This window comes from Thermodesulfobacteriota bacterium (assembly GCA_040755095.1).
GTDB lineage: Bacteria > Desulfobacterota > Desulfobulbia > Desulfobulbales > JBFMBH01 > JBFMBH01.
This window is the reverse complement of record JBFMBH010000034.1, coordinates 9,677-32,096: the sequence shown is the minus strand read 5'-3', so window position 1 is coordinate 32,096 and position 22,420 is coordinate 9,677. Positions and strand designations below refer to the sequence as shown.

Annotated in this window: 22 protein-coding genes and 1 pseudogene; 8 read left to right on the top strand and 15 right to left on the bottom strand. The window is 68.3% G+C overall.

Annotated elements, in window-relative coordinates; genetic code table 11:
* The 3 genes from AB1634_07370 to AB1634_07360 form a co-directional block, all read left to right on the top strand.
* A partial coding sequence (locus AB1634_07370; GenBank protein MEW6219345.1) for a sigma-54-dependent Fis family transcriptional regulator occupies window positions 1-522 on the top strand: 522 nt, incomplete at its 5' end.
* A 209-nt stretch (window positions 523-731) separates the two neighbouring features.
* On the top strand, window positions 732-2,414 hold the full coding sequence (locus AB1634_07365) for a 2-oxoacid:acceptor oxidoreductase subunit alpha (protein MEW6219344.1): 1,683 nt from the start codon (window positions 732-734) through the stop codon (window positions 2,412-2,414).
* Complete coding sequence (locus tag AB1634_07360) at window positions 2,411-3,232, top strand: 2-oxoacid:ferredoxin oxidoreductase subunit beta (GenBank protein ID MEW6219343.1); 822 nt, start codon at window positions 2,411-2,413, stop codon at window positions 3,230-3,232. The genes AB1634_07365 and AB1634_07360 overlap by 4 nt, the downstream gene beginning before the upstream one ends.
* Before the next feature lie 68 nt (window positions 3,233-3,300).
* Here the strand turns inward: AB1634_07360 and AB1634_07355 are convergent, their stop codons facing one another.
* The 5 genes from AB1634_07355 to AB1634_07335 form a co-directional block, all read right to left on the bottom strand.
* Window positions 3,301-3,546 (bottom strand): type II toxin-antitoxin system HicB family antitoxin, encoded by a 246-nt coding sequence (locus tag AB1634_07355; GenBank protein ID MEW6219342.1) that lies wholly within the window; start codon window positions 3,544-3,546, stop codon window positions 3,301-3,303.
* 179 nt (window positions 3,547-3,725) lie between these two features.
* A complete protein-coding gene (locus AB1634_07350; GenBank protein ID MEW6219341.1) occupies window positions 3,726-4,019 on the bottom strand; it encodes a hypothetical protein in 294 nt (97 codons plus the stop codon).
* A 239-nt stretch (window positions 4,020-4,258) separates the two neighbouring features.
* Window positions 4,259-6,175, bottom strand: a complete 1,917-nt coding sequence (gene selB, locus AB1634_07345; GenBank protein MEW6219340.1) for a selenocysteine-specific translation elongation factor — start codon at window positions 6,173-6,175, stop codon at window positions 4,259-4,261.
* Window positions 6,172-6,816, bottom strand: coding sequence for an MBL fold metallo-hydrolase (locus AB1634_07340; protein MEW6219339.1), 645 nt, complete (start codon window positions 6,814-6,816; stop codon window positions 6,172-6,174). Before AB1634_07340 ends, selB begins: the two co-directional genes overlap by 4 nt.
* Window positions 6,813-7,709, bottom strand: coding sequence for an Mrp/NBP35 family ATP-binding protein (locus tag AB1634_07335; GenBank protein MEW6219338.1), 897 nt, complete (start codon window positions 7,707-7,709; stop codon window positions 6,813-6,815). The genes AB1634_07340 and AB1634_07335 overlap by 4 nt, the downstream gene beginning before the upstream one ends.
* Before the next feature lie 318 nt (window positions 7,710-8,027).
* Here AB1634_07335 and AB1634_07330 point away from each other — a divergent pair, with 318 nt between their 5' ends.
* Both AB1634_07330 and dnaE read left to right on the top strand, forming a co-directional pair.
* Window positions 8,028-8,873, top strand: a complete 846-nt coding sequence (locus AB1634_07330) for a sugar phosphate isomerase/epimerase family protein (GenBank protein ID MEW6219337.1) — start codon at window positions 8,028-8,030, stop codon at window positions 8,871-8,873.
* Window positions 8,870-12,445 (top strand): DNA polymerase III subunit alpha, encoded by a 3,576-nt coding sequence (gene dnaE, locus AB1634_07325; protein MEW6219336.1) that lies wholly within the window; start codon window positions 8,870-8,872, stop codon window positions 12,443-12,445. Before AB1634_07330 ends, dnaE begins: the two co-directional genes overlap by 4 nt.
* 43 nt (window positions 12,446-12,488) lie before the next feature.
* On the opposite strand, the gene AB1634_07320 is transcribed toward dnaE, so the two are convergent.
* From AB1634_07320 to AB1634_07310, 3 genes are read right to left on the bottom strand one after another with little or no spacing between them, the layout of a single operon-like run.
* Window positions 12,489-12,773 carry a helix-turn-helix transcriptional regulator gene (locus tag AB1634_07320; protein MEW6219335.1) on the bottom strand — a complete coding sequence of 95 codons (285 nt, stop codon included), beginning with the start codon at window positions 12,771-12,773 and terminating at the stop codon, window positions 12,489-12,491.
* Window positions 12,774-12,776: 3 nt separating this feature from the next.
* Entirely contained in the window at window positions 12,777-13,091 is a 315-nt protein-coding gene (locus tag AB1634_07315; GenBank protein MEW6219334.1) for a type II toxin-antitoxin system RelE/ParE family toxin, read from the bottom strand.
* A gap of 59 nt (window positions 13,092-13,150) precedes the next feature.
* Window positions 13,151-13,900 carry a YkgJ family cysteine cluster protein gene (locus AB1634_07310; GenBank protein ID MEW6219333.1) on the bottom strand — a complete coding sequence of 250 codons (750 nt, stop codon included), beginning with the start codon at window positions 13,898-13,900 and terminating at the stop codon, window positions 13,151-13,153.
* A gap of 24 nt (window positions 13,901-13,924) precedes the next feature.
* Here AB1634_07310 and AB1634_07305 point away from each other — a divergent pair.
* Window positions 13,925-14,437, top strand: a pseudogene (locus tag AB1634_07305) (prephenate dehydratase domain-containing protein).
* Between the two features lie 109 nt (window positions 14,438-14,546).
* On the opposite strand, the gene AB1634_07300 reads toward AB1634_07305, so the two are convergent.
* From AB1634_07300 to AB1634_07290, 3 genes are all read right to left on the bottom strand, one after another.
* A complete protein-coding gene (locus AB1634_07300) occupies window positions 14,547-15,491 on the bottom strand; it encodes a hypothetical protein (protein ID MEW6219332.1) in 945 nt (314 codons plus the stop codon).
* 184 nt (window positions 15,492-15,675) lie between these two features.
* Window positions 15,676-17,358 (bottom strand): TIGR03790 family protein, encoded by a 1,683-nt coding sequence (locus AB1634_07295; GenBank protein MEW6219331.1) that lies wholly within the window; start codon window positions 17,356-17,358, stop codon window positions 15,676-15,678.
* Window positions 17,355-17,807, bottom strand: a complete 453-nt coding sequence (locus AB1634_07290; GenBank protein ID MEW6219330.1) for a superoxide dismutase [Ni] — start codon at window positions 17,805-17,807, stop codon at window positions 17,355-17,357. The genes AB1634_07295 and AB1634_07290 overlap by 4 nt, the downstream gene beginning before the upstream one ends.
* Before the next feature lie 320 nt (window positions 17,808-18,127).
* Here AB1634_07290 and AB1634_07285 point away from each other — a divergent pair, with 320 nt between their 5' ends.
* Complete coding sequence (locus AB1634_07285) at window positions 18,128-18,355, top strand: hypothetical protein (GenBank protein MEW6219329.1); 228 nt, start codon at window positions 18,128-18,130, stop codon at window positions 18,353-18,355.
* Window positions 18,348-18,656 carry a type II toxin-antitoxin system RelE/ParE family toxin gene (locus tag AB1634_07280; GenBank protein ID MEW6219328.1) on the top strand — a complete coding sequence of 103 codons (309 nt, stop codon included), beginning with the start codon at window positions 18,348-18,350 and terminating at the stop codon, window positions 18,654-18,656. The genes AB1634_07285 and AB1634_07280 overlap by 8 nt, the downstream gene beginning before the upstream one ends.
* On the opposite strand, the gene tsaB is transcribed toward AB1634_07280, so the two are convergent.
* The 4 genes from tsaB to AB1634_07260 all read right to left on the bottom strand — a co-directional run.
* A complete protein-coding gene (gene tsaB / locus AB1634_07275; protein MEW6219327.1) occupies window positions 18,622-19,365 on the bottom strand; it encodes a tRNA (adenosine(37)-N6)-threonylcarbamoyltransferase complex dimerization subunit type 1 TsaB in 744 nt (247 codons plus the stop codon). The genes AB1634_07280 and tsaB overlap by 35 nt on opposite strands.
* 8 nt (window positions 19,366-19,373) lie before the next feature.
* Window positions 19,374-20,441 (bottom strand): RIP metalloprotease RseP, encoded by a 1,068-nt coding sequence (gene rseP / locus AB1634_07270; GenBank protein MEW6219326.1) that lies wholly within the window; start codon window positions 20,439-20,441, stop codon window positions 19,374-19,376.
* 65 nt (window positions 20,442-20,506) lie between these two features.
* On the bottom strand, window positions 20,507-21,742 hold the full coding sequence (locus tag AB1634_07265; GenBank protein ID MEW6219325.1) for a 1-deoxy-D-xylulose-5-phosphate reductoisomerase: 1,236 nt from the start codon (window positions 21,740-21,742) through the stop codon (window positions 20,507-20,509).
* Window positions 21,743-21,758: 16 nt separating this feature from the next.
* The coding region (locus AB1634_07260; protein MEW6219324.1) for a phosphatidate cytidylyltransferase at window positions 21,759-22,420 on the bottom strand (662 nt) is incomplete at its 5' end.

Here is a 22,420-nt window from a genome sequence, read left to right as displayed (position 1 = left end):
ACCTTCCAGATCAACCTGCCGCCGCTGCGGACAAGGTCCGGTGATGTCACGGAGCTGGCCTACGCCTTCATGAGCAGCTACTGCCGGGACCGGCGCGTCCCGGAGAAGGAATACTCCACCGAGTTTCTTCTGGTCCTGCGCCGCTACGACTGGCCAGGCAATGTCCGCGAGCTGTTCAGCTCCATCGAGCGCGCTTACGCCACCGCCACGGACAGCCCGGTGCTCCTGCCCATCCACCTGCCCACCAGCATCCGCATCCGGGCCCTGGAGAATATGAAGCAGAAGAGCAGCAAACCGGCGACCGGCGGGCGGGATGCCCCGGAAGCCGGCGGCCCGGCGCTGCCGCTGTCTCCTTTGCAGGAGGTGCGGGAGGCCGCGATCGAGAAGACCGAGCGGGACTATCTGCGCCGGCTGATGGCCGAAAGCCTCTCCATCGAGAGCGCCTGCCAGACCGCCGCCCTCTCCCGCTCCCGCCTGTACGCCCTGCTCAAGAAGTACCACATCCCGGCTGCCCATCCGTAAAGATCCCCTGCCCGACACGCCTGGCGCCGCCGGGGACGTGACGTCGGGTCGAATGTCCGGCTCGGCTGCCTCCCATCGTGTGCCCGGTGGTGCTGGCAGCATTCTTGCTGTCTATCGGACTGCGAGGCACCTGAAAGAGCCCTGGACGGGCCGCCGGCTGGTCCGCTTCCCATGTCGGGTGCCAGCGGATGACGAGAAGGAGGACACCTATGGACTGCAACATCAGGATAGCGGGTGAAGCCGGCCAGGGGGTTCAGACCACCGGCGATCTTCTGGTCGGCGCCTTCGCCCGCCTGGGGCTTCACATCCTGTCGGCGCAAAGCTACCTGTCCCGGGTCCGGGGCGGGGTGAACTGGTACGACATCCGGATCGGTGACCAGGAGCTCTTCTCCGGCCGGGAGGAGGCGGATCTGCTCGTGGCCCTGACCAGCGACGCCCTCTCCATCCTGCAGTCGGCCCTGACGCCGGAGGGCAAGGTCCTCTTCGACGGCACCGGCGAGGAGGCGGACTTCGCGTATGACCTGACCGGCGCGGCGAAGGAGGCCGGCGGCAGCGGGCTCATGGCCAACTCCGTGGCCGCCGGAGCCGTTTTCACCCTGCTGGACTACGGGCTGGACGCCCTCAAGGGCTATCTCGGCGATCAGTTCCGCAAGAAGGGCGCCGACATCATCGACAAGAACGAGCGCTGCGTGGAGCGTGGGGCGGCCTTGATGCAGATGCACCGCGGGGCGGTGCCGGGGCCCAGGCCCGGAGAGCCGCGGTTTGTGACCAGCGGCACCGAGGCGGTGGGGCTCTCAGCCGCCCGCTCCGGCGTCAAGCTGGTCTGCTCCTACCCCATGACGCCTTCCACCGGCGTCTTCACCTTTCTCGCCAACCATGGCCGGCCGTACGGGGTGCTGGTGGAGCAGGCCGAGGATGAGGTCGCGGCGATCAATGTTATCTGCGGCGCCACCTACGCGGGCGTGCCGGCCATGACCACCACCAGCGGCGGCGGCTTCGCCCTCATGGCCGAAGGGCTGTCCCTGGCCGGCATGATGGAGCTGCCGGTGCTGATTCTGCTCGGCCAGCGGCCCGGCCCGGCCACCGGGCTGCCCACCCGGACCGGCCAGCAGGATCTGCGGTTCGTCATCCACGCCGGCCATGGCGAATTCGCCCGGGCGGTCTTTGCCCCCGGTACCCCGGCCCAGGCCTTCGATCTCACCCGGCAGGCCCTCCTCACCGCCCACCGCTTCCAGACTCCGGTGATCCTGCTTCTCGACCAGTTCCTGGCCGACATGCAAAAGACCGGCAGCCGCCTGGACGATACCGCCGCCCCCATCGACCGGCACCTGGAGCTCGAGCCGGCCCCGGACTACCGGCGCTACCGGCTGACCGCGGACGGCATCTCGCCCCGGGCTATCCCTGGTGGACCCGCCCTGGTGGTCTCGGATTCCGACGAGCACAGCGAGGACGGCCACATCACCGAAAGCCCGTCCATGCGCCGCGCCCAGCAGGACAAACGGATGGCCAAGCTGACCGGCATGACGGCAGAGGCCGTCCCGCCGGAGTATTACGGCGCAAGAGCGGCCCGCCAGCTGCTCATCGCCTGGGGCTCCACCTATGGACCGGCCCGGGAGGCGGTGGATCTCGTGAACGCCGATGGCGGCCGCGCCGCCCTCCTCCACTTCTCCCAGGTCTGGCCGCTCCGCCCGGCCGCGGTGGACGAGGTCCTTGCCGCCGCCGACGTCTCTCTCCGGGACGGGGTGCGGGTGACCAGCGTCGAGGGCAACTGCACCGCCCAGTTCGCGTCACTGCTCCGGGAGCACGGGATCTTCGGCGATTGCGACCGGATCCTGCGCTACGACGGCATGCCTTTCACCGCCAACGAGATTGCACAGAGGCTTGCGCCATGATCGACCTGGATTTCGGCAACGAGATCGCCTGGTGCCCGGGGTGCGGCAACTTCCCGATCCTGAAGGCCCTGGACGAGGCCCTGGAGGAGGTCGCGGTGGACCGCCGGCAGCTGGTGCTGGTCTCCGGCATCGGCCAGGCCGCCAAGCTGCCCCACTACACCAGGGCCAATGTCTTCAATGGCCTCCACGGCCGGGCGGTGCCGGCCGCCTTCGGCATCAAGCTCGCCAACCACGAGCTTGAGGTGGTCATCCACAGCGGCGACGGCGACATGTACGGCGAGGGCGGCAACCACCTGGTCCACGCCATGCGCCGCAACATCTCGGTCAAGGCCTTTGTCCACAACAACCAAGTCTACGGCCTCACCAAGGGCCAGGCCTCGCCCACCTCCGACCTGGGCATGGTCACCAAGCTGCAGGTGGACGGGGTGAAGGCCAGGCCCTTCAACCCGATGGCCAGCGCCGTCGCCGCCGACTGCTCGTTCGTGGCCCGGGCCTTTGCCGGCGACCGCGAGCATTTGCGGCAGATGATGGCTGCGGCCTTGCGCTGCCGGGAAGGCTTTGCCCTCCTCGACATCCTGCAGCCCTGCGTCACCTTCAACAAGGTCAACACCTTCAAATGGTACCGGGAGCGGGTACGCCGCATCGACCCGGGCCACGATCCGTACGACCGGGCAGCCGCCTTCGCCCTGGCCGAAGAATGGGGCATGACCATCCCCATCGGCATCATCTACCGCAGCCAGCGCCCCGGCTACGAGTCCCAGCTGCCCGTTCTGGCGCAAGGCCCCCTGGTGAGCCAGGCCGGGCCGCCGCAGGCCTGAGCCGACCGGAATGGTGCACCGCCAAACGCGGGGCGCGCCAACACAAGTGTCCGCCGGAAACTTGGGCATCAGCTGGCAGTCCCGGTCCTGGACGCAGGAATCCCTGCCTCGGCCACGAAGGCTTCCAGCACCGGGGGATCAAGGTCCAAGGCCTCATGGCCAAAGGTGTCGATATGGAAGAGGATGGCCGAGCGCACATCTGCCATCGCGGCCTCATAGGTGTCCCCCTGTCCCACGACCACCCCTTTGAGGCCGAGGGGATAGGCCACATAGCCGTCAGGGTGCTTCTCCACGATCACCTTCACACTTTCCATCATCACACCTCCCGGACAGCAGCCGCCCCGCCGCCTCTGCTGCTGGGTAACCCTATGCCCCGTTCGGCAGCCCAGTCAAGGACCAGCCTCTCCGCAGCCGCAAAAAAAGGGGGAAGACGCCCGTCTTCCCCCGGCCCTTATGCAGTTGTCCTGGCGCAGGCTCTCGTGCTCAACCGTTGTCACCCTCCGAAATCATAGTCGACATGGACGTCGCCGCTCTCGCTCAGAGACAGGCGCGGCCTGCCGACCACATCCGTACCGGACATCCATTCGCCGGTGGGGCAGGTGGTCTTCAGCTCGGTGATCCGGGCATCCAGCTCGGCAAGCAGGATATGCAGCCCCTCGATCTGCGGGCTGACCCGATACTTGTCGATGGAAGGCGCCCGATCGAACTGACCACTCACCTTGGCCAGCTCTTCCCGCCAGCCATTCAGCTCCATGTTCAGACTGGTGCAGAACTCCGCAGTGTTCATGATAGCCTCCTCATTACCGCAACGGGCAATGCATCGGGATGCACTCCTTCTTCTCGTTTATGCCTTAAACGGGTAAGTACGGCCCATGGTGCAGTCAATGGCAATGGCCACCTTCCTGCAGAATCCGGACGGAGCCCGGCCATCCCCTGCACAAGCTGGGAAAAGATCAGATATCGACCGCAGGCCTGACCGGCGTCGTTCCGGCCGGTACCGGCCCTGTGCCGGGATTGGCTCCCCAGCTAGCCGGCCCGGAGGACGCGCTTGTCGCCCACCCGGATGGTGAGCTTGATCCGGTCGAAGTATTCCAGGAGGGGGATGGAGAACTTGCGGGTGAGGCCGGAGAGCTCTTTGAAGCCGCCGGCGTCGATCTCGCCGTGCTCCTTGAGAAAGCCGGCCAGGCGCTGGTGGATGTCCGCCAGGGGGGCGTGGTGGTAGAAGAGGTCCTCCTTGACCTTGACCAGGGTGCCTTCCCGGAAAAGGACCTCCAGCATCTCCTTGAAGGACTGGGGCGGCACCTGGGCCAGGGCGGCCTGGGCCTCCTTGAGGGTGGGGGGGGCGAGACCGGCCTCCCGGTACAGGGTCGCCAGGGCCTGCCGGAAGCCTTCTTCATCCTCCTTGAGGGAGACCCGGTGGCTGGCCAGGCGGACATCGGCGCCGTCCACGGCCACGGTGCCAGCCTGGGTCAGCTCCTGCAGCAGGAACTGGAAGATGCGGCCGTCCAGCTTCGGGGACAGGCGGTAGCGCAGCTCTTCCTTGGAGATGCCGGGCTTGAGGGGACTGTCGCGGTGGAAGACCGCCAGCGCCTCGGCAGCCCGGGTCTTGAGATCGGCATAGACGCTGGCGTCCAGGAGGCGCTGCCGCTCGCCGGAGACGACCACGATGCGGCGGCTGCCCACCGCCGGGTCCAGGAGGCGGGCCAGCTTCTTGCCGAACAGGGCCAGTCGTACCGCCAGCTCCTCGTGGGTGAGGCCGTTCACCCCGGCCTCCCGGAGATGGAAGCGGGCCAGCTCCTCGGTGACGCCCTGGCGGTAGAGGGCAAAGGCCTCAAGATTACCGGCCCGGAAGCGGCGGCGCCGGCGGGGGGCGGTGCTCTCTATGACGCCGCCGCCCAGGGTGGTCACCGGCGAATAGGAGCGGACCACATAGCGGTCGCCGGGCCAGACCGCCACCGGTCGCTCCAGGAAGAGCTGCACCGGTGCCGACTCGCCGGGGGCCAGCTCCTCGGTCTCCAGGAGGACCATGCGGGCCAGGACCTCGTCGGTGCCCACATGCACCCGGATCCGGGTCCGGCTCTTGAGGCTCTTCTTGTGGCGGGAAAGGAGCAGAAAAACCGCGTCCAGGATCCGGGAGGGCACCAGGGTGCCGGGTGTCGCCACCACCTCGCCCCGGTGGATCGCCTCCTTGTCCACCCCCTGCAGGTTGATGGCGGTGCGGGCCCCGGCCACCGCCTCCGCTGCCTCCTCACCGTGGACCTGGATGCCCCGGATCCTGGCCGCCAGGCCCGAGGGCAGGATCGCCACCGGCTCACCGGTCCGGATGCGGCCGGAGATGGCGGTTCCGGTCACCACGGTGCCGAAGCCCTTCATGGTGAACACCCGGTCCACCGGCAGCCGGAAGGGTCCGGACGCCTCGGCCAGGGTCATGCCCCGGACCAGCTGATCCAGGGCGGAGAGCAGCTCCGGCAGCCCCTCGCCGGTGACCGAGGAGACCGGGATCACCGGCCGGCCTTCCAGGAAGGTGCCGGCCACGAAGTCCGCCACCTCGCTTTCCACCAGCTCCAGCCAGTCGGCGTCCACCATGTCCTTCTTGGTGACCACCACCAGGCCGTGCGCCAGGCCCAGCAGGCTGCAGATCTCCAGATGCTCCCGGGTCTGGGGCATGATCCCCTCGTCGGCGGCAATGATCATGACCACCAGATCCATGCCGCCGGCGCCGGCCACCATGTTCTTGACAAAGCGCTCGTGGCCGGGCACGTCGACGATGCCCAGCCGGATGCCACAGGGCAGATCGAGATGGGCAAAGCCCAGCTCGATGGTGATGCCCCGCTCCTTCTCCTCCTTCAGCCGGTCGGTGTCGACCCCGGTCAGGGCCTTGACCAGACTGGTCTTGCCATGGTCCACATGCCCAGCGGTGCCGAGGATGACCTCCTTCTTCACGGCAGCCAGTCCCCGGCCAGGTAAGGATTGTCCTGCAGCTCCTCGCCGATGGTGGAGCGCTCGCCGCCATAGTCATGGCCAGGCCAGACGATGGTCGCCGGCGGCAGGCCCCGCAGCTTCTCGCCCAGGGAGCGCTCAAGGGCTCGCTCCGAGCCGCCCGGAAAGTCGGTGCGGCCGACGCCGCCCACAAAAAGGGTGTCACCGGTGAAGAGCTGGCCGTGGCCATAGAGGCAGATGCTGCCCGGGGTATGGCCAGGGGTGTGCAGGACGGTGAAGGTCAGGCTGCCGGTGGTGATGGTGTCGCCGTCCCTGACCCGGGTGTCCGCCGGCGGCGAGAAGGGCATGCCCAGGCCGGAGAAGAAGGTCCGGATCTCGGGTCGGGCAAAGAAGGCATCGTCGTCGGCATGCATGACGATGCGGGCCCCGGTCTTCTCCTTCAGGACGGCGTTGGCCGCCACATGGTCCGGATGGGCATGGGTGCAGACGATGGCGTCGATGACCAGATCCAGCCGCTTGATCGCCGCCAGGATGCGGTCCTCATCGCCGCCCGGATCGATGATGAGGCCGTGCCGGGTCTCGCTGCAGGCCACCAGGTAGCAGGAGACCGCCAGCGCCCCCACCGTGAGCTTCTCGATGATCATGCTGCCGCTCCCGCCGCTGCCGGCCTGCGGGGCGGCAGGATGGTCTCGACGGCGCTGACCACCCGGTCAAACGCCTGGCCGGTAACCGAATCCGGCTGGGAGGCCAGATAGGGCTGGCCATCGTCGCCGCCGGTCACCACCAGGGGGTCCAGGGGGATGCGGCCCAGGAAGGGCAGATCGAAGGCAGCGGCGGTCTCCTCCCCTCCCCCCTTCTTGAAGATCTCCACCGTCTCGCGGCAATGAGGGCAGACAAAGCCGCTCATGTTCTCCACCAGGCCCAGGACATCCAGGGCCACATGGCGGCAGAAGTTGATGGACTTGCGCACATCCGCCAGGGCCACCTCCTGGGGCGTGGTGACGATAAGGGCGTGACCGTCCTTCATGAGCTGGGCCACGGTGAGGGGCTCGTCGCCGGTGCCGGGCGGCGCGTCGATGACGAGATAATCCAGCTCCCCCCAGTCGACGTCGGAGATGAACTGGCGGATGGCCTGCATCTTCAGGGGCCCCCGCCAGATGATCGCCTCGTCCCGGTCCCGCATCAGGTACTCCAGGGAGATGACCTTGAGGTTGTCGCCGGCACGCATGGCGGGCAGGAGGCCGCCGGCCGGGGCCTCCTGCAGGCTCTCGGCCAGGCCCAGCATCCGGCAGACATCCGGCCCGTGCAGATCCACGTCCATGAGGCCCACCTGATGGCCGCGGCGGGCCAGGGCCAGGGCCAGATTGGTGGCCACGGTGCTCTTGCCCACCCCGCCCTTGCCGCTCATCACCAGGATCTTGTGGCGGATACGCCCCAAAGAGGCGGTGATGGCCAGATCCTGCATGGCCTGCGCCGCCTTGGGCGAGCCGCAGCTCGACCCTTTGCTGGCGCATCCCTTGCTGCTGCACGTTGACATGAGGCTTTCTTCCTCCGACAGATTGGGGTTGGGCCGTGCCCGGCCAGGCGGTTCAACATAGTGCCTTTGCCACCGATCCGCAACGGCTTAACGACGATGGCCCTGGCCGCAAGCGCGCCTGCCGCCAGGAGGCGGCCGCGGCATTGACAGCCCGGTCCCGGGACACTAGACTGCGCCGTGAAAAGCGAATATCGAATGGCGAACAAGGAATGTCCAACCGCAGAAGGGACCGGTAGGGGCTGATCCGATAACGTCAACATCCAGTCCCTTCGGACTTCGATATTCCTTGTTCGATATTCTGCGGTTCGTCCCCCCCCCATGCACCCTCCCCTGAACAGGCGCTGCTTCGTCAATCTCCCCTACTCCTGGCTCCGCCGCGGCTTCTTGGAGCGGTTCTGCCAGGAAGGGCTGCAGCCGGAGATCGGCCTCGATGGCGATGTCCTCGGCAAGACAGCGCGCCGGGACTTCCAGGCGGCCGCTGACCGGCTGGCGGCAGCCGGTCTTGCCTGCACCCAGCACGCCCCGTTTACGGACCTCTTTCCCGGCAGCAGCTCGGCGCCGCAGCGGGCCCACGCCCGCCAGCGGCTGTGCCAGGCCCTGGAGCTGGTGCCGATCTTTGGCCCCCGGGCGGTCATCTGCCACCTGGGCACCCGGGGCCTCCATCCCGGCCTGCCGGCGACCGACTGGCTGGGGTACAGCCTGGAGCTGTGGCAGGAGATGCTCGCCGCGACGGAGCCTTCCGGGGTGCCGATCATGCTGGAGAACACCTATGAGCCGGACGGCCGCTATCACCGGGCGGTCTTCGAGGCCATCGCCTCGCCGCGCCTGGGCTTCTGCCTGGACGTGGGGCATGCCCTGGCCATGGCCAACCGGCCGCCCGCGGCCTGGCTGGCCGAGCTTGCGCCCTGGCTCGGCCACCTCCACCTGCACGACAACCACGGCTCCCGGGACGAGCATCTGGCCATCGGCCGGGGGCTCATTGATTTCCCGGATCTGTTCCGGCGCCTTGCCGGCTGGCCGCGGCCCCTGGGCCTGACCCTGGAGCCCCACACCGAGCCCGATCTGTGGCAGTCCCTGACCACGCTCGCTGCCATGCCGGAATTTGCGGCCCTCCTGGCCACGCCCGAGCCGTCCACCCCAACGTCCAGCCCCACCCGCCCATGACCACCGCCCCGGTAAGCGACTTCGTCCATCTTCATGTCCATTCCGAGTACAGCCTCCTGGACGGCGCCATCCGCCTCCCCAGCCTGGTGAATCAGGCCAAGGCCTTCAGCCTGCCGGCAGTGGCCCTCACCGATCACGGCACCATGCACGGGGCACTGGAGTTTTACGAGCGGGCCACCAAGGCGGGACTGAAGCCCATCATCGGCTGCGAGCTGTACGTCGCCCCGGGCAGCCGGCGGGAGCGCCAGGCGGCCAGCGCCTCCGAGGCGGCCTTCCACCTGGTGCTCCTGGCCATGAACAAGGCCGGCTACCAGAACCTCATCCATCTGGCCAGCATCGCCCAGCTGGAGGGCTTCTATTACAAGCCCCGCATCGACAAGGAGGTGCTGGCCCAGCTCAACGAAGGCCTCATCGCCCTCACCGCCTGCCTGCATGGCGAGATCCCCCACGCCATCCTGGGGGGCCACCTGGAGGCCGGCCGCAAGCACCTGGCCGAATACCGGGCCATCTTCGGGGATCGCTTCTATCTGGAGATCCAGGAGAACGGCCTGCCGGAGCAGGCGATCGTCAACCAGGGCCTGAAGACCCTGGCCCGGGAGACCGGCGTGCCCCTGGTGGCCACCAACGACTGCCATTACCTGACCCGGGAGGAGGCCCATGCCCACGAGGTGCTCCTCTGCGTGCAGACGGGCAAGACCATCCAGGACCAGGGTCGCTTCCGCTTCTCCACGGACCAGCTCTACTTCAAGTCCCCGGCCGAGATGATCGCCCTGTTCGCCGACTGCCCGGAGGCCATCGCCGCCACCCGCGAGATCGCCGAGCGCTGCCATCTGGAGCTCTCCTTCGGCCAGCACCACTTCCCCATCTTCCCGGTGCCGGAGGGCGAGAGCCTGGAAAGCGTCTTCGAGGCCGAGACCCGCCAAGGGGCCGAGGTGCGGCTCCAGGAGCTGGCCGGCCGCGGCCAGCTGACCGCGGAGCTGGAGAAGACCTACCGGCATCGGCTGGACATGGAGATCGACGTCATCCGGAAGATGGGCTTTGCCGGCTATTTCCTGATCGTCGCTGATTTCATCAACTGGGCCAAGAAGCGGGACATCCCGGTGGGCCCCGGCCGGGGCTCCGGCGCCGGCAGCCTGGCGGCCTACTGCCTCAGGATCACCGATCTCGATCCCATCCCCTACGGCCTCATCTTCGAGCGCTTCCTCAATGTGGAGCGGAAAAGCCTGCCGGACTTCGACGTGGACTTCTGCCAGGAGCGGCGGGGGGAGGTGATCCGCTACGTGCAGGAGAAGTACGGTGGCGAGGAGCACGTGGCCCAGATCATCACCTTCGGCAAGATGAAGGCCCGGGCGGTGATCCGGGACGTGGGCCGGGCCCTGGGCATGCCCTTCGCCGATGTGGACCGGATCGCCAAGCTGGTGCCCGAGCAGCTCAAGATCACCATCCGGGACGCCCTGGAGCAGGAGCCACGGCTCAAGGACGCCCAGGCCCGGGATCCCCAGACCGCCGAGCTTCTGGCCATTGCCCAGGTGCTGGAGGGCCTGCCCCGCCACACCTCCACCCATGCCGCCGGCGTGGTGGTCTCTCCGGGCCCGATCTGGGAGTACCTGCCGGTCTGCCGGGGCAAGGACGGCGAGATCCTGACCCAGTACGACATGAAGTACACGGAGAAGACCGGGCTCATCAAGTTCGACTTCCTGGGCCTCAAAACCCTCACCGTCATTGATCGGGCGGTGAAGCTCATCGGCCGGGAGCAGGGCCGGCCCCTGGACATCGCCGCCATCCCCCTCGACGATCCCAAGACCTACGATCTCTTGTGCCGGGGCGATGCCCTGGGGGTCTTCCAGCTGGAGAGCTCCGGCATGCGGGCACTCCTCACCAGCATGCGGCCGGAGCTCTTCACCGATCTGGTGGCCCTGGTGGCCCTCTACCGGCCGGGGCCTCTGGACAGCGGCATGGTGGACACCTTTGTCGACACCAAGCACGGCCGCAAGCCGGCCGCCTACCCTTTGCCCCAGCTGGAGCCGGTGCTGGAGGAGACCTACGGCGTCATCGTCTACCAGGAGCAGGTGATGAAGATCGCCAACATCCTGGCCAACTACTCCCTGGGCGAGGCGGACATCCTGCGCCGGGCCATGGGCAAGAAGGATCCGGAGGTGATGAAGGCGGAGAAGGGCCGCTTTTTGGCCGGGGCCGAGGCCAACCGGGTCCCCCGGGACAAGGCGGAGCATGTCTTCGACCTGGTGGAGAAATTCGCCGGCTACGGCTTCAACAAGTCCCACTCCGCCGCCTACGCCCTGGTGGCGTACCAGACCGCCTATCTCAAGGCCCATTACCCGGCCCAGTTCATGGCCGCCCTCCTGTCCTGCGACATGAACAACACGGACAAGGTGGTCCTGTACATCAACGAGTGCAAGGACCATGGCATCGAAGTCCTGCCGCCGGACATCAACGAAAGCGATCAGGACTTCACCGTGGTGGGGGGGAGGATCCGCTTCGGCCTGGCGGCGGTGAAGAACGTCGGGGGCAGCGCCCTGGAGTCCATCACGGAGGCCAGAAGCCAGGACGGCCCCTTCGCCTCCCTGGAGGAATTCTGCGCCCGGGTGGACTCCCGGCGGGTCAACCGGCGGGTGATCGAAAGCCTGATCAAGGCCGGCGCCTTCGACTCCCTGGGGGGAAGAAGGCCCCAGTACCTGGCCATCCTGGACCAGGCCCTGGAGCAGGCCCAGGCGGCGCAGCGGGACCGGCAGAGCGGCCAGCTGTCCCTGTTCGCCGCCCTGCCCGAGACCACCACCGCCGACGTCCTGGCCATCCCGTTGCCGGCGGTGGAGGAATGGCCGGACAAGCTGCGCCTGGCCCAGGAGAAGGAGACGGTGGGCTTCTATCTCACCGGCCATCCCCTGGACAGCTTCCGGGAGGACCTGAAGGCGGTCACCGATGCCGACTGCCTGGGGCTTGCGGAATGGCCGGAGAACGGGCTGGTGCGGGTGGGCGGCCTGGTGCGCACCCTCAAGGAGCACAAGTCCAAGAAGGGCGACCGGATGGGGTTTGTCACCCTGGAGGACCTGTCCGGCAGCATCGAGGTGGTGGTCTTCCCCGAGGTGTTCGCCCGCTCAGCCCACCTTCTGACCACCGAGGAGCCCATCGTCGTCCTGGGGATTGCCAAGAGGGACGACCGGGAGGAGCGGGAGGAGAAGGCGGTGAAGATCATCGCCGAGGCGGTGGACTCGGTAGCCGAGGCCCGGAAGAGGTACACCGAGGGGGCCCGCATCGTCCTTGACCCCCGGCAGGTGGATCGCGGCCGGCTCACTGCCTTGAAGGGCCTCCTCTACCGCCACCCCGGCCCCTGCCCGGTGGCGATGACCGTCCATTTCGACGGCCGGGGCGAGGTGGACATCAGCATGCCCGAGGATCTGGCCATAGGCCCCAGCCGGGACCTCACCCAGGAGGTCAACCGCCTCCTGGGCTACCCGGCCATCCGCTACAGCCGCAAATCGGTGGAGGCCTGCCGGCCGGCCCCCACCAACGGCCGCCGGGGCGGAGGGCGGCGGCCGGAGATGGCCCAAGGGTAGCCTCAGCAGACAAGCCCCCGGGAAGCTCCGGATTGCCTCCAGCCTATGCCGCTGTCTTGAGACTGACCCGCATGCCGGCTCTTGTTGCAAGAGTGATGAGCATTTCCAGACTGAATCTCTCCCATTTACCTCCTGCAAGGTCGGAAACCCTGGACTGACTCACGCCAAGTATCGCGGCCGCTTGGGCCTGCGTCAGCTCCTTGGCCTTGATGAACTTTCTGAGATCTGACATAAGGTCTGCCCGCATTTGAAGAATAGCGGCTTCGTCTGGAGAAAACCCAAGATCGGCAAATACGTTCCCGGAAGAGTCAAGAATCTCCTCATTCATAGGCTACCCTCCAATCTGTTTGTATCTCTTGCTGGCCAATTCGATATCTTGACGGCTGGTTCTTCTCGTCCTCTTCTTAAAGGAATGAAGGACGTAGACTGCGCCGTGCAGTTTCGCGACATAGATCACGCGCCACTCGCCCAACACATGAATGCGAATCTCTCTTGCACCCGGACCGATGGCCTGCATTGGTCTCCAATCACTTGGATCAAGCCCATTTTGAACTGCCCGGAGCTCGAAGCCAGCGGCCCGGCGGGCTTCATCCGGGAAGTTGCGAAGATCGTCCAAGCTGGACCCCAAGAATCTTAACGGCTTCATATTCACCAGACAATTTCATGAGTTTTTGAATACGTGCCCCCCGAATGATCGCCCCCCCATCAAGCCGCCAGCACGCCGCGCAGCCAGCGGAAGCCGAAGCGCAACAGGGCCTCGTCGCCGGCCAGCTCCTGGCGCTCCCGCCTGGACAGGCGCATCGATTCGAGGATCTGGTGGTCCGCCAGGTAGATCCGGAAGAGATCCAGGTTGTAGCAGACCATGAAGGCCACCTTCTGTCTGGGGCCGTAGGCGCCTTCCCCCTGCCAGGGGTTGCCGGCAAACAGGGTGTCCATCTCGGTCCACAGGTCGTTCATGGTGTTGAAGTCCAGAAGGCGCTGATCCCGGAGCCAATCCCGGACGGTCCAGGACCGATCCTCGCCATGGCCCAGGCAGTATGGATGCCGCTTCAGGAAGTAGTGGTCCCGGGGCTGGCCCCGGCCGGGGCTGCGGTCCACCGCCCGCTCCAGGGGATAGGTGCGGCAGGCGGTGGGCCGATCCTCGTAGACCGTGCAGCCCCCCTCCCCCAGAAAGGGACAGGTGTGCTCGGCGTTGTCCGCCATGCGCAGGAACAGGGTGGGGAAATACGGATTGGCGCCCCGGCCGGCCACGGTGTGGCGCTCGAGCAGCTCCCCTGAGGAGAGCCCCAGGGCCTTCTTGAGGCGGAGGACATCGTAGGGGTAGAGGATGAGCTCCTGCCGGCGGCAGCAGGCCATGAAGCAGGCAAGACCAGGGTGGCAGGCGAACTGGAAGGTGCCCTTGCCCAGGGGCTCCATGCCCTGGGGAAACACCTTGCCGTCTTCCGGTTGGACCATAAGGATCAAGACCTCCAGGCAGTGATGGCAAAAGGAGACCGAGGCCGGCGGCTGGCCTATCAGGGCCAAACCGGCTCATACAGCGAAGAGGCGGCCCGGCGCCTGGCGGCCCAGGCCGGCCTGATCGTGGAGCTGGTGCCGGCGGTGAGCGCCGCCGGGGTGCGGGCCGCCCTGACCACCGGCTCGGCCGAGCTGGGGGTGGTAGCCCGCCGGAACAGCAGCGCCGGACCGGTGGCGGAGACCGTCCAGGCCCTGCAGGGTCTGACCTTCCAGGTGACGGCCAGCCTCTGGCTGCCGATCCGCCACTGCCTGGCGGTTCGGCCAGGGACCAGTCGTCTTGCGGACATCCGGCAGATCGCCTCCCACGAGCAGGCCCTGGCCCAGTGCCGGGACACCCTGGCCCGCCTGCTGCCCGCTCGCCCCCTGATCGCGGTGGCGGACACCGCCCTGGCGGCCCAGGACCTGGCCCAGGGGATCCTGTCCCCGGACACCGCCGTGCTCTGTTCCGCCGCGGCCTGCCGCCTGCATGGCCTGACCGCCCTGGCCGCCGATCTGGCCGACCGGCCGGACAACGCCACCCTGTTCTGGCTGCTGCGCCTGGAGCCCGGCCCAGATCCGGCGGACGACCGGCCCCTGGAGGCCTGCCTCAGGAACGGGGGCCGTAGAGGGCCTGGTACTTGGCCTGGAGGTCGGCCAGCCGGCTGCCATACTCCAGGCGGCCGGCCAGCAGGGCCGAGGCCGGCACCTCGTCCGACAGGGTGTCGATGGCCGGCCGGATATCGATGCCGTGGCGGTTCAGGGTCCGGTCGTTGGCCTGATCGAGGATCAGGACCGCGTAGTACCGGGCCAGGAGGCGCAGCTCCGGCTTGCGGCGGGCCAGGTAGGCGTTGCCCCCCAGGGTGTTCAGAAAGAAGCCGGCATACTCATAGAGCTGGGCCACAGTGGGCCGGATGGCCAGCTGTGTGTCCTGGCACGCCTCGCCCAGCAGCACCCATTCCCAGAACAGGGCCAGGGCCGGCTCCACCAGGTCCCGCTCCTGGTCCAACACCGTGCGTACCAGGGTGAGGTCCTTGGCCCCCAGGAGACGGAAGAAATGGGTGGCGTTCGCCAGCAGGCCAGCCAGATCGTCGGTCTCCCGCACCGCTGGCGGCGGCGCGGCCAGGGCCCTGGTCGCCAGGGCACTGAAGAAGGCCTCGCTGCCCCCGGCCAGACCCGCCGCCTGGATGTAGTCCAGGCCATCGAGATAGGCAAACAGGCTGCGGATGCGGCCCGCCAGCTCCCGGCAGCGCTGGGCCGGCTCCACGACCGGCTCCGCGGCCGGCGGCTCCGGGCCGGCACCGAAGACCGCACCCAGCCGCGCCGCCCGGTCAGCCTCGGCGCCCGCACCCCCCGGCCCGGCCAGGGCCGCCTCCAGGGCCGCGACCTTCCTCTCCAGGCCATCCACCCGCCCCTCCCAGCGGCTCCGCTCCTGCTGCACCGCCGGGGCACTGAGGCGGGTGAGAATCCAGTCGCGCTGCCAGACCACCAGGGCAAAAAGCACGGCCAGAGCCAGAAACGGCCAGAGGGCGGGACCTCGGCGAACGGGATGCATGCAGGCATCTCCCAGGACAGATTCCGAAGGGAGAAGGGACCGGTAGCTGACGTTTCAGATCAGTTCTTGCCGGTCCCTTCTGCGGTTGGACATTCCTTGTTCGATATTCGATATTCGCTGTTCAGTGGCCATCCTTTATCACAGGGGCCGTGGCCTGACAACCGGATTCCCGAGGCGCCGCTGGTCAGGGCTCGCGGCGTCGCTGGGCGCCGGTGCCGGGTGGCTCGGGACGCGGCAGCGGCTCGGCCAGGGCCGGCTTGGCCTGGAAGGGCGTGTAGAGGGGGTCGCCCACCAGGATCTGGCGCCAGGAGACGTGGGGCAGGCTGCGGAAGTAGACCTCCAGGAGGGGCAGCCGGCCGGTCATGAGCAGCGGGAAGAAGTGATCCGGCAGGGGAAAGGACTCCAGGTAGGGCTCGGCCACCGGCCCGATGGTGGCGGCGACGCCCTCCTCCAGCAGGCGCTTGGCCCAGACCTGGCTGCCCGCCTGCCGCAGGGTCCTGGCCTCCGAGGAGGCGACGTGGAAGGCCACCGCCCCCCGCTGCCAGGTAAAGGCATCCACATACTGGGCCCGGGAGTACCAGCCGACATAAAGGGCCGCGTCCGGGCAGTCGCCAGGGCCGAAAAGCTCGGGACGGCTGTCCAGGCGCACCGGCATGGCGCCCTTGTCCTGGACCACCTCGGCCAGACGCCGCAGATGGGCATCGTACCAGGGATAGCTGCCGGCGGCCGGCTCCCCGGTCAGGTCCCGGGCATCGATGCAGAAGGTGCCGGCCAGGCCCTGGGCCTCCACTGCCAGGGCGTCGTCCACCAGCCGCCGTACCAGGGTGGGACTGGGTCCGTCGAGCCGCCCCACCATCACCGCCTGCTCCAGCAGGCCGGCTACGACAGGCAGCTCCCGGTAGGCATCGTGGAAGGGATTGGGCAGCCACTGGGCGGTCTGATAGGCCTCCACGGCCACCAGCACCAGCTCGCTGTCCACCGCTGCCCCGGGCCGGGGCTCGGCATAGACCCCGGCCAACCCCTCCCAGAAGGAGAGCTCCCCCAGGAGGCCATCGGTGAGTCGCACCAGGGACGCCCGGGCCAGGGCCTCGCTGGGCAGGGTGCCGAGAAAGGACTGGCGCTGCCAGTCGGCCCGCAGGATCGCCACCAGGCGCACCAGCTCCTGGGGCGACCGGCCGGCGGGACCGGGCTCCGGGGCTTGCTGCAGGATGCCGGCTGCGGCCGGGGTGAGACCGGTCAGGCGCAGGGCCAGGGAGGCCGCCTCCCTGGCCTGGTCGGCGGCTGCCGGGCTTGCGGCCGGGCTGGCCAGCAGGCGACCGGCTTCCACCAGCAGCGGCCGCAGCCGCTCCGCCTGCACCGGCGCGGCCGCCTCCGGCTCCGGTTGCCAGGGCGGGCTGCCATGGCCGGAGGCGGCCAGCAGCACGGACAGGCGGCTGCCCAGGCCGGCGAAGAGGCCGGCGACCTGCCGGCGCTGCTCCGCCAGGAGAGAACGGCTGGTATCAGCGGCGGTCTGGTCCCGGATGCGCAGGGGCACGCCGTGCACCAGCAGCACCGCCGGCCGGCGGCCGGCGGCCCGCAAGGCTGCCACCGCGGCCCGCACCGGCGGCACCAGGGCGTCCTCGTAGTCCTGGCGGCTGATCTCTTCCTCCGGGCTCACCTCCACCGGGCAGAGGTTGGCCAGGGGCACCTCCCTCTTCTCGGCGTAGTAGCGGGCCAGACCCTCGCTGGCCGGGTGACGGCGGTTGTAGACCACCGCCAGATCGGCAGCGCTGAGGGCCAAGGCCGAAAGCGGCACGGCCAGGAGCACCAGGAGACCGGCCGCCAGGCCCGCTGGCCGGGCGGCCATGGCGGCCGGCCGCCGCCTCACTTGCCGGCCTTCCCCAGGTAGAGGGTCTGGAATTCCTGGAGCAGCGCCCGCAGGCTGGTAACCGCGGCAGGGTCGGTGGTCTGTTTGCACTTCATGGCCCCTGCCAGCATGCCGTGCAGCAGCGCCAGCTGGCGCTCGTACTGGGGCATGTCCGGCTTGATGCGCTGGGTCAGGAAGTATTGGCTTGCGATCTCCTGGAAGGCGGTGGCGTGCTCCTCCTTGTTGACCACCCAGCGGATCAGCTGGTTGCTGTTGCCGCCCTCCGCCTTCTCCAGCTCCTGGATCTGACCCATGGCCTTCTCGATGGTGGTCAGGTGCTCAGCCAGCAGATTGAAACGGATCTCATCCCCGTAGATGCCGCAGGGGATCTCGCAGTGGGCCCAGGCAGCACCCGTCAAGCCGATCGCCAGCGCCCAAGCCATGCCGAACACGATGCCGATGCGTCCCATGGTTGCACCTCCGTTGTGTGGGTGGTCGCCCGACCGGCGAGGGCTGGCGCCAGCCGCCAGGCCAGCCGTCCAGGCAGGTCGATTACACAACGGGCTGTCCGGGAATGTCAAGGCAGGGACGGCCAGCCGACTGGTCTGGCCGGCGCAGCCGGTGGGGAGTTGTCAGGGCAGGACCGTGGGAGATAGAATGCAACGGCTCAGAGCAGAATACGGCCGCAGCCAGGGACCGCTGGTCGAGGCCCCCTTGCGGCAGTCTGGTCAGGGATGCCATGAGCCCGCAAGGCATCGGACATGCACGCCTCAGGAGAAGGAGAATCGCGATGGGTATCGTGGATACGCGGAGGAGAATTCACAGCACTATCGATGCGATGGCACCGGAAAAGCTCGATGCCGTGCTCACCTTTCTGGAGGATTTGCAGCGGAGCAGTGAGGACGAAACCGCCATGCTGCTGGACGAGCCAGGCTTCATGGAGGAGTATCGACAGGCGAAAAAAGACATTCGCACCGGCAAGACCGTAAGCTTCAAGGCGATCCGCCGCGATGTATGAGATCGAGCTTTCCCGGAAGGCGGCCAGATTCTACGAGAGGGCCGATGCGGAGACCGTCCGTCGTCTGCATGCCGCCTTTGACCGGTTGGCCGCGGACCCCTTTCACCATTACAGCATCAAGCCGCTCTCCGGCGATCTGCAAGGCAGCTTCCGGCTACGGGTCGGTGACATGCGCATCGTCTATTCCGTATCGACGGCGGCAAGAATCGTGTTTGTCGAGGTCATCGCCTTCCGCGGCGATGTGTACAAGAAGTGGCCGGGCGCTCTCACCTGCCCGGCGCTGGCGACCGGCCGAGATTGACCTCGGCCTCGGAGGGGCGGACGTAGAGCGGACCGGCGGCCGGGTCCAGGGTCTCGCCGGCCGCGAGCTGCCGCTGGCCCAGCCAGCCGACCACGGAGGCCCGGGGGAAGACCGTGGCCAGGGGCACCATGGTCGCCAAATCGCCCAGGGCCGTGGCCAGGAGCTGCCGGTACGCGACCAGGCCGTCACCCAGGAGCAGCACCGGCTCGGCGAGGCTGGCAGCCAGGGCCTCCGGGGGCAAGGCCTGGTAGTCCGAGACCCGGCGCAGCTGGGCGGAGTCCGGCTGCCACCGGTACCGGGCGGTGAAGACCTCGCCCTTGCGGGCATCCAGGAGGGGACAGACGAGAAGGGAGGTGGGGGTGGTCTGCCAGGCCAGGGCGTCCAGGGTGGGCACCCCCAGGACCGGGATGCCGGCGGCCATGGCCAGGCCTTTGGCGGTGGCCAGGCCGATGCGCAGGCCGGTGAAGGAGCCCGGTCCTTGGCTGACGGCAACGGCCGCCAGATCGGCGGCGCCGAGGTCCAGCTCCCGGAGCAGCCGGTCGACCGCGGCCAGGAGGCCCTGGGAGTGGGTGCGGCCGGAGGCCCAGGTCTCCTCGGCCAGGCAGCGGTCGGCATCGACCACCGCCACGGAGCCGTACACCCCGGCCGTCTCCAGGGCCAGGATCAGGGGGCGCCGCACCGCCACCAGCTGCCGATGGCCGAAAACCATGTCCTGCGTCAGCCGCGGCCGAAGAGGCGGGCCAGATCGTTGTAGAAGACGAAGAACATGAGGGAGACCAGGATCACCATGCCCACCTGTTGCAGGATCTCCCGGGTGCGCATGGACAGGGGCTTGCGCATGACGGCCTCCATGGTGAAGAAGACCAGGTGGCCGCCGTCCAGGATCGGGATCGGCAGCAGGTTCAGGATGCCCAGGTTCACGGACAACAGGCCGATGAAATAGAACAGGTTGACCCAGCCGGCCTCCAGATGCTGGCCAGCCATCTGGGCGATGAGGATGGGGCCGCCCAGGGAGGAGGCTGGCACCACGTGCTGGATGATCTTGACGATACCCAGCACGGTGAGCTGGATGATCTCCACGGTCCTGGTCAGGCTTTCGGTCACCGCCCGGCCCAGGTCCAGCTGCTCGATGCGCACGTCCGCCGAGGCGCTGATACCCAGGAGGGGCACCTCCACCTCCTCGCCGAAGAGGTTGCTGGTCTTCTTGAGGATGGGCTGGCCGGTGACGGTCAGCGTCTCGCCGCCCCGCTCCACGGTCAGGACCACCGGCCGGCCGCCACTCTCCCTGATCCGATCCGACACCTCCTCCCAGCGGTCCGTGGGCTCGCCGTCGATGGCCAGAATCAGGTCATCCTTGAGCAGGCCGGCAGCCTCGGCCGCCGACCCCTCCTGCACCTCGCCGATCCGGGTGGAGAGGATGGGCAGGCCCACCAGGGAGAAGATGAGGAAATAGACCAGCACGGCAAAGAGCAGGTTGGAAAACGGGCCAGCGGCGACGATGATGAAGCGCATCCAGATGGGCTTGGCAGAAAAAGAGACCGCGGTGTCCTCCGGCCCCACCTCGTCGTCCGGGTTCTCCCCGGCCATCTTCACATAGCCGCCCAGGGGGAAGGCGGACAGGAGATACTCGGTATCGCCGATCGTCTTGCCCACCACCCGGGGTCCGAAGCCCAACGAGAACTTGAAGACCTTGACCCGGAAGAGCTTGGCAAAAAGGAAGTGGCCAAGCTCGTGGACGAAGATGAGCAGGCCCAGGACGATGACAAAGGAGACTGCGGTATGCATGGCACCTCACAGAGAGAGGGGCAGGGTCGGGCCCTGCCGATCGGGATCGGGGTCGGATCGTCTCGCTAGGCCTCGCCAGCCAGCCATGCCGGCAGCACCGGGCAGGGTAGCGGCTGGCCCCGCTTCTGGTGCCAGGCGAGATGGTAGGCCTCCACCACCGCTTCAGCCTCCAGCCGGCCGGCGCAGTCGGCATCGAGAATGGCGGCCAGATCTACCGCCGGGCTGCCCGGCAGCCGGGTCAGGGTCTCGGCCACCACCAGCGGGATCTCCGGGAAGCGGATGCGGCCGGCCAGAAAGGCGGCCACCGCCACCTCGTTGGCCGCGTTGAGCAGGGCCGGCCAGGTGCCACCCCGCCGGCCCACCTGGTAGGCCAGCTTCAGGGCCGGAAAGCGCCGGTAGTCCGGCGCCTGGAAGGTGAGCCCGTTGCCGGCGGTGAGGTCCAGGCGGGGGAGCCCGTTCCGCAGCCGCTCCGGACAGGACAGGGCGTAGGCGATGGGGATCCGCATGTCCGGGATCCCCATCTGGGCCACCACCGAGCCGTCCACAAACTCCACCAGGGAGTGGACGATGCTCTGGGGATGGACCACCACCTCGATATCGGTCACCGGCACGTCGAAGAGCCAGCGGGCCTCGATCACCTCCAGGCCCTTGTTCATGAGGGTCGCCGAGTCGATGGTGATCTTGGCGCCCATGGACCAGTTGGGGTGGGCCAGGGCCTGCTCCGGGGTGACCTCCCAGAGTCTGGCCTCCGGCCAATCCCGGAACGGGCCACCGGAGGCAGTGAGGATGATCTTGCCCAGGTCCTCCCGCCGGCCGGCAGACAGGGCCTGGGCGATGGCGCAGTGCTCGCTGTCCACTGGCGCCAGCCGCACCCCGCGCTGCCGCACCTCGGCCATCACCAGCTCCCCGGCCATGACCAGGGTCTCCTTGTTGGCCAGGGCCACATCCTTGCCGGCCCGGATGGCGGCCAGGGTCGGCACCAGGCCGGCAGCGCCGACAATGGCCGACACCACCGCCTCGGCCTCCGGCAGGGCCGCCACCTGCTCCAGGCCGTCGCGGCCGGCCACGATCCGCTCGCCCCAGCCGGCGGGCAGACTGGCCGCCAGCTCGGCTGCGGGCTCGGGCTCGGCCACCGCCACCAGGGCCGGGGCAAAGGCCTCGATCTGCTCCCGCAGCAGGCGGATGTTGCGGCCGGCCGCCAGGCCGCAGACCCGGAAACGGCCTGGGAAGCGCCGCACCAGATCCAGGGTGCCGGTGCCGATGGAGCCGGTGGAGCCGAGGACGACGATGTTCTTGGTCATGGGCATGGTCCCGGGCTCACGACAGCCAGCCCAGCATCCGGGCGTAATAGAGGCAGGGGGCCGCGAAGAGCAGGCTGTCCACGCGATCGAGGATACCGCCGTGGCCAGGTAGGAGGTGACCGCTGTCCTTGACCCCCGCGGCCCGTTTGAGGATCGATTCCGTCAGGTCTCCCACCACGCCGAGGGCGGCGATGGGCACGGCCCAGGCCATGAGCCCGGCAAGGGAGGCGGCAGGAAGGGCGAGCGCACCGATGAGGGCGGCAGCGGCCAGGCCGGCCACCATGCCGCCGGCCAGCCCCTCCACGGTCTTGCCCGGGCTGACCGCCGGGCAGAGCTTGTGGCGGCCGAAGCGGCGGCCCGCGAAGTAGGCGCCGGAATCCGAGGCCGCGGTGATGGCGGACAGGTACAAGAGCCACAGACCACCGGCCTCCCAGCGTACCACCAGGAGCAGGTGCGCCGGCAGGAAGCCTGCGTATCCCACGCCCAGGAGCAGCCGCAGGAAGAAATCCAGGGGAGAATCCAGCCGCGGGTAGTGGCAAATGGTCCAGAGCGCGGCAACGGCCAGGCCAAAAAAGACCGCCGCGGCCACTGCCTCCAGGCGACCACTGGCCGCTGCCGTGACCAGGGGCAGGAGCCCCAGCCCCAGCACCGCAGTCCGGCCCGGGGCCGGCGGCACCG

What these genes read in the sequence shown, in the direction of transcription:
- AB1634_07365 (MEW6219344.1), top strand. Translation starts at nt 732, where the DNA reads ATGGACTGCAACATCAGGATAGCGGGTGAAGCCGGCCAGGGGGTTCAG.
- AB1634_07360 (MEW6219343.1), top strand. Translation starts at nt 2,411, where the DNA reads ATGATCGACCTGGATTTCGGCAACGAGATCGCCTGGTGCCCGGGGTGC.
- AB1634_07355 (MEW6219342.1), bottom strand. Translation starts at nt 3,546, where the DNA reads ATGGAAAGTGTGAAGGTGATCGTGGAGAAGCACCCTGACGGCTATGTG.
- AB1634_07350 (MEW6219341.1), bottom strand. Translation starts at nt 4,019, where the DNA reads ATGAACACTGCGGAGTTCTGCACCAGTCTGAACATGGAGCTGAATGGC.
- AB1634_07340 (MEW6219339.1), bottom strand. Translation starts at nt 6,816, where the DNA reads ATGATCATCGAGAAGCTCACGGTGGGGGCGCTGGCGGTCTCCTGCTAC.
- AB1634_07335 (MEW6219338.1), bottom strand. Translation starts at nt 7,709, where the DNA reads ATGTCAACGTGCAGCAGCAAGGGATGCGCCAGCAAAGGGTCGAGCTGC.
- AB1634_07330 (MEW6219337.1), top strand. Translation starts at nt 8,028, where the DNA reads ATGCACCCTCCCCTGAACAGGCGCTGCTTCGTCAATCTCCCCTACTCC.
- dnaE (MEW6219336.1), top strand. Translation starts at nt 8,870, where the DNA reads ATGACCACCGCCCCGGTAAGCGACTTCGTCCATCTTCATGTCCATTCC.
- AB1634_07320 (MEW6219335.1), bottom strand. Translation starts at nt 12,773, where the DNA reads ATGAATGAGGAGATTCTTGACTCTTCCGGGAACGTATTTGCCGATCTT.
- AB1634_07315 (MEW6219334.1), bottom strand. Translation starts at nt 13,091, where the DNA reads ATGAAGCCGTTAAGATTCTTGGGGTCCAGCTTGGACGATCTTCGCAAC.
- AB1634_07310 (MEW6219333.1), bottom strand. Translation starts at nt 13,900, where the DNA reads ATGGTCCAACCGGAAGACGGCAAGGTGTTTCCCCAGGGCATGGAGCCC.
- AB1634_07300 (MEW6219332.1), bottom strand. Translation starts at nt 15,491, where the DNA reads ATGCATCCCGTTCGCCGAGGTCCCGCCCTCTGGCCGTTTCTGGCTCTG.
- AB1634_07290 (MEW6219330.1), bottom strand. Translation starts at nt 17,807, where the DNA reads ATGGGACGCATCGGCATCGTGTTCGGCATGGCTTGGGCGCTGGCGATC.
- AB1634_07285 (MEW6219329.1), top strand. Translation starts at nt 18,128, where the DNA reads ATGGGTATCGTGGATACGCGGAGGAGAATTCACAGCACTATCGATGCG.
- AB1634_07280 (MEW6219328.1), top strand. Translation starts at nt 18,348, where the DNA reads ATGTATGAGATCGAGCTTTCCCGGAAGGCGGCCAGATTCTACGAGAGG.
- tsaB (MEW6219327.1), bottom strand. Translation starts at nt 19,365, where the DNA reads ATGGTTTTCGGCCATCGGCAGCTGGTGGCGGTGCGGCGCCCCCTGATC.
- rseP (MEW6219326.1), bottom strand. Translation starts at nt 20,441, where the DNA reads ATGCATACCGCAGTCTCCTTTGTCATCGTCCTGGGCCTGCTCATCTTC.
- AB1634_07265 (MEW6219325.1), bottom strand. Translation starts at nt 21,742, where the DNA reads ATGACCAAGAACATCGTCGTCCTCGGCTCCACCGGCTCCATCGGCACC.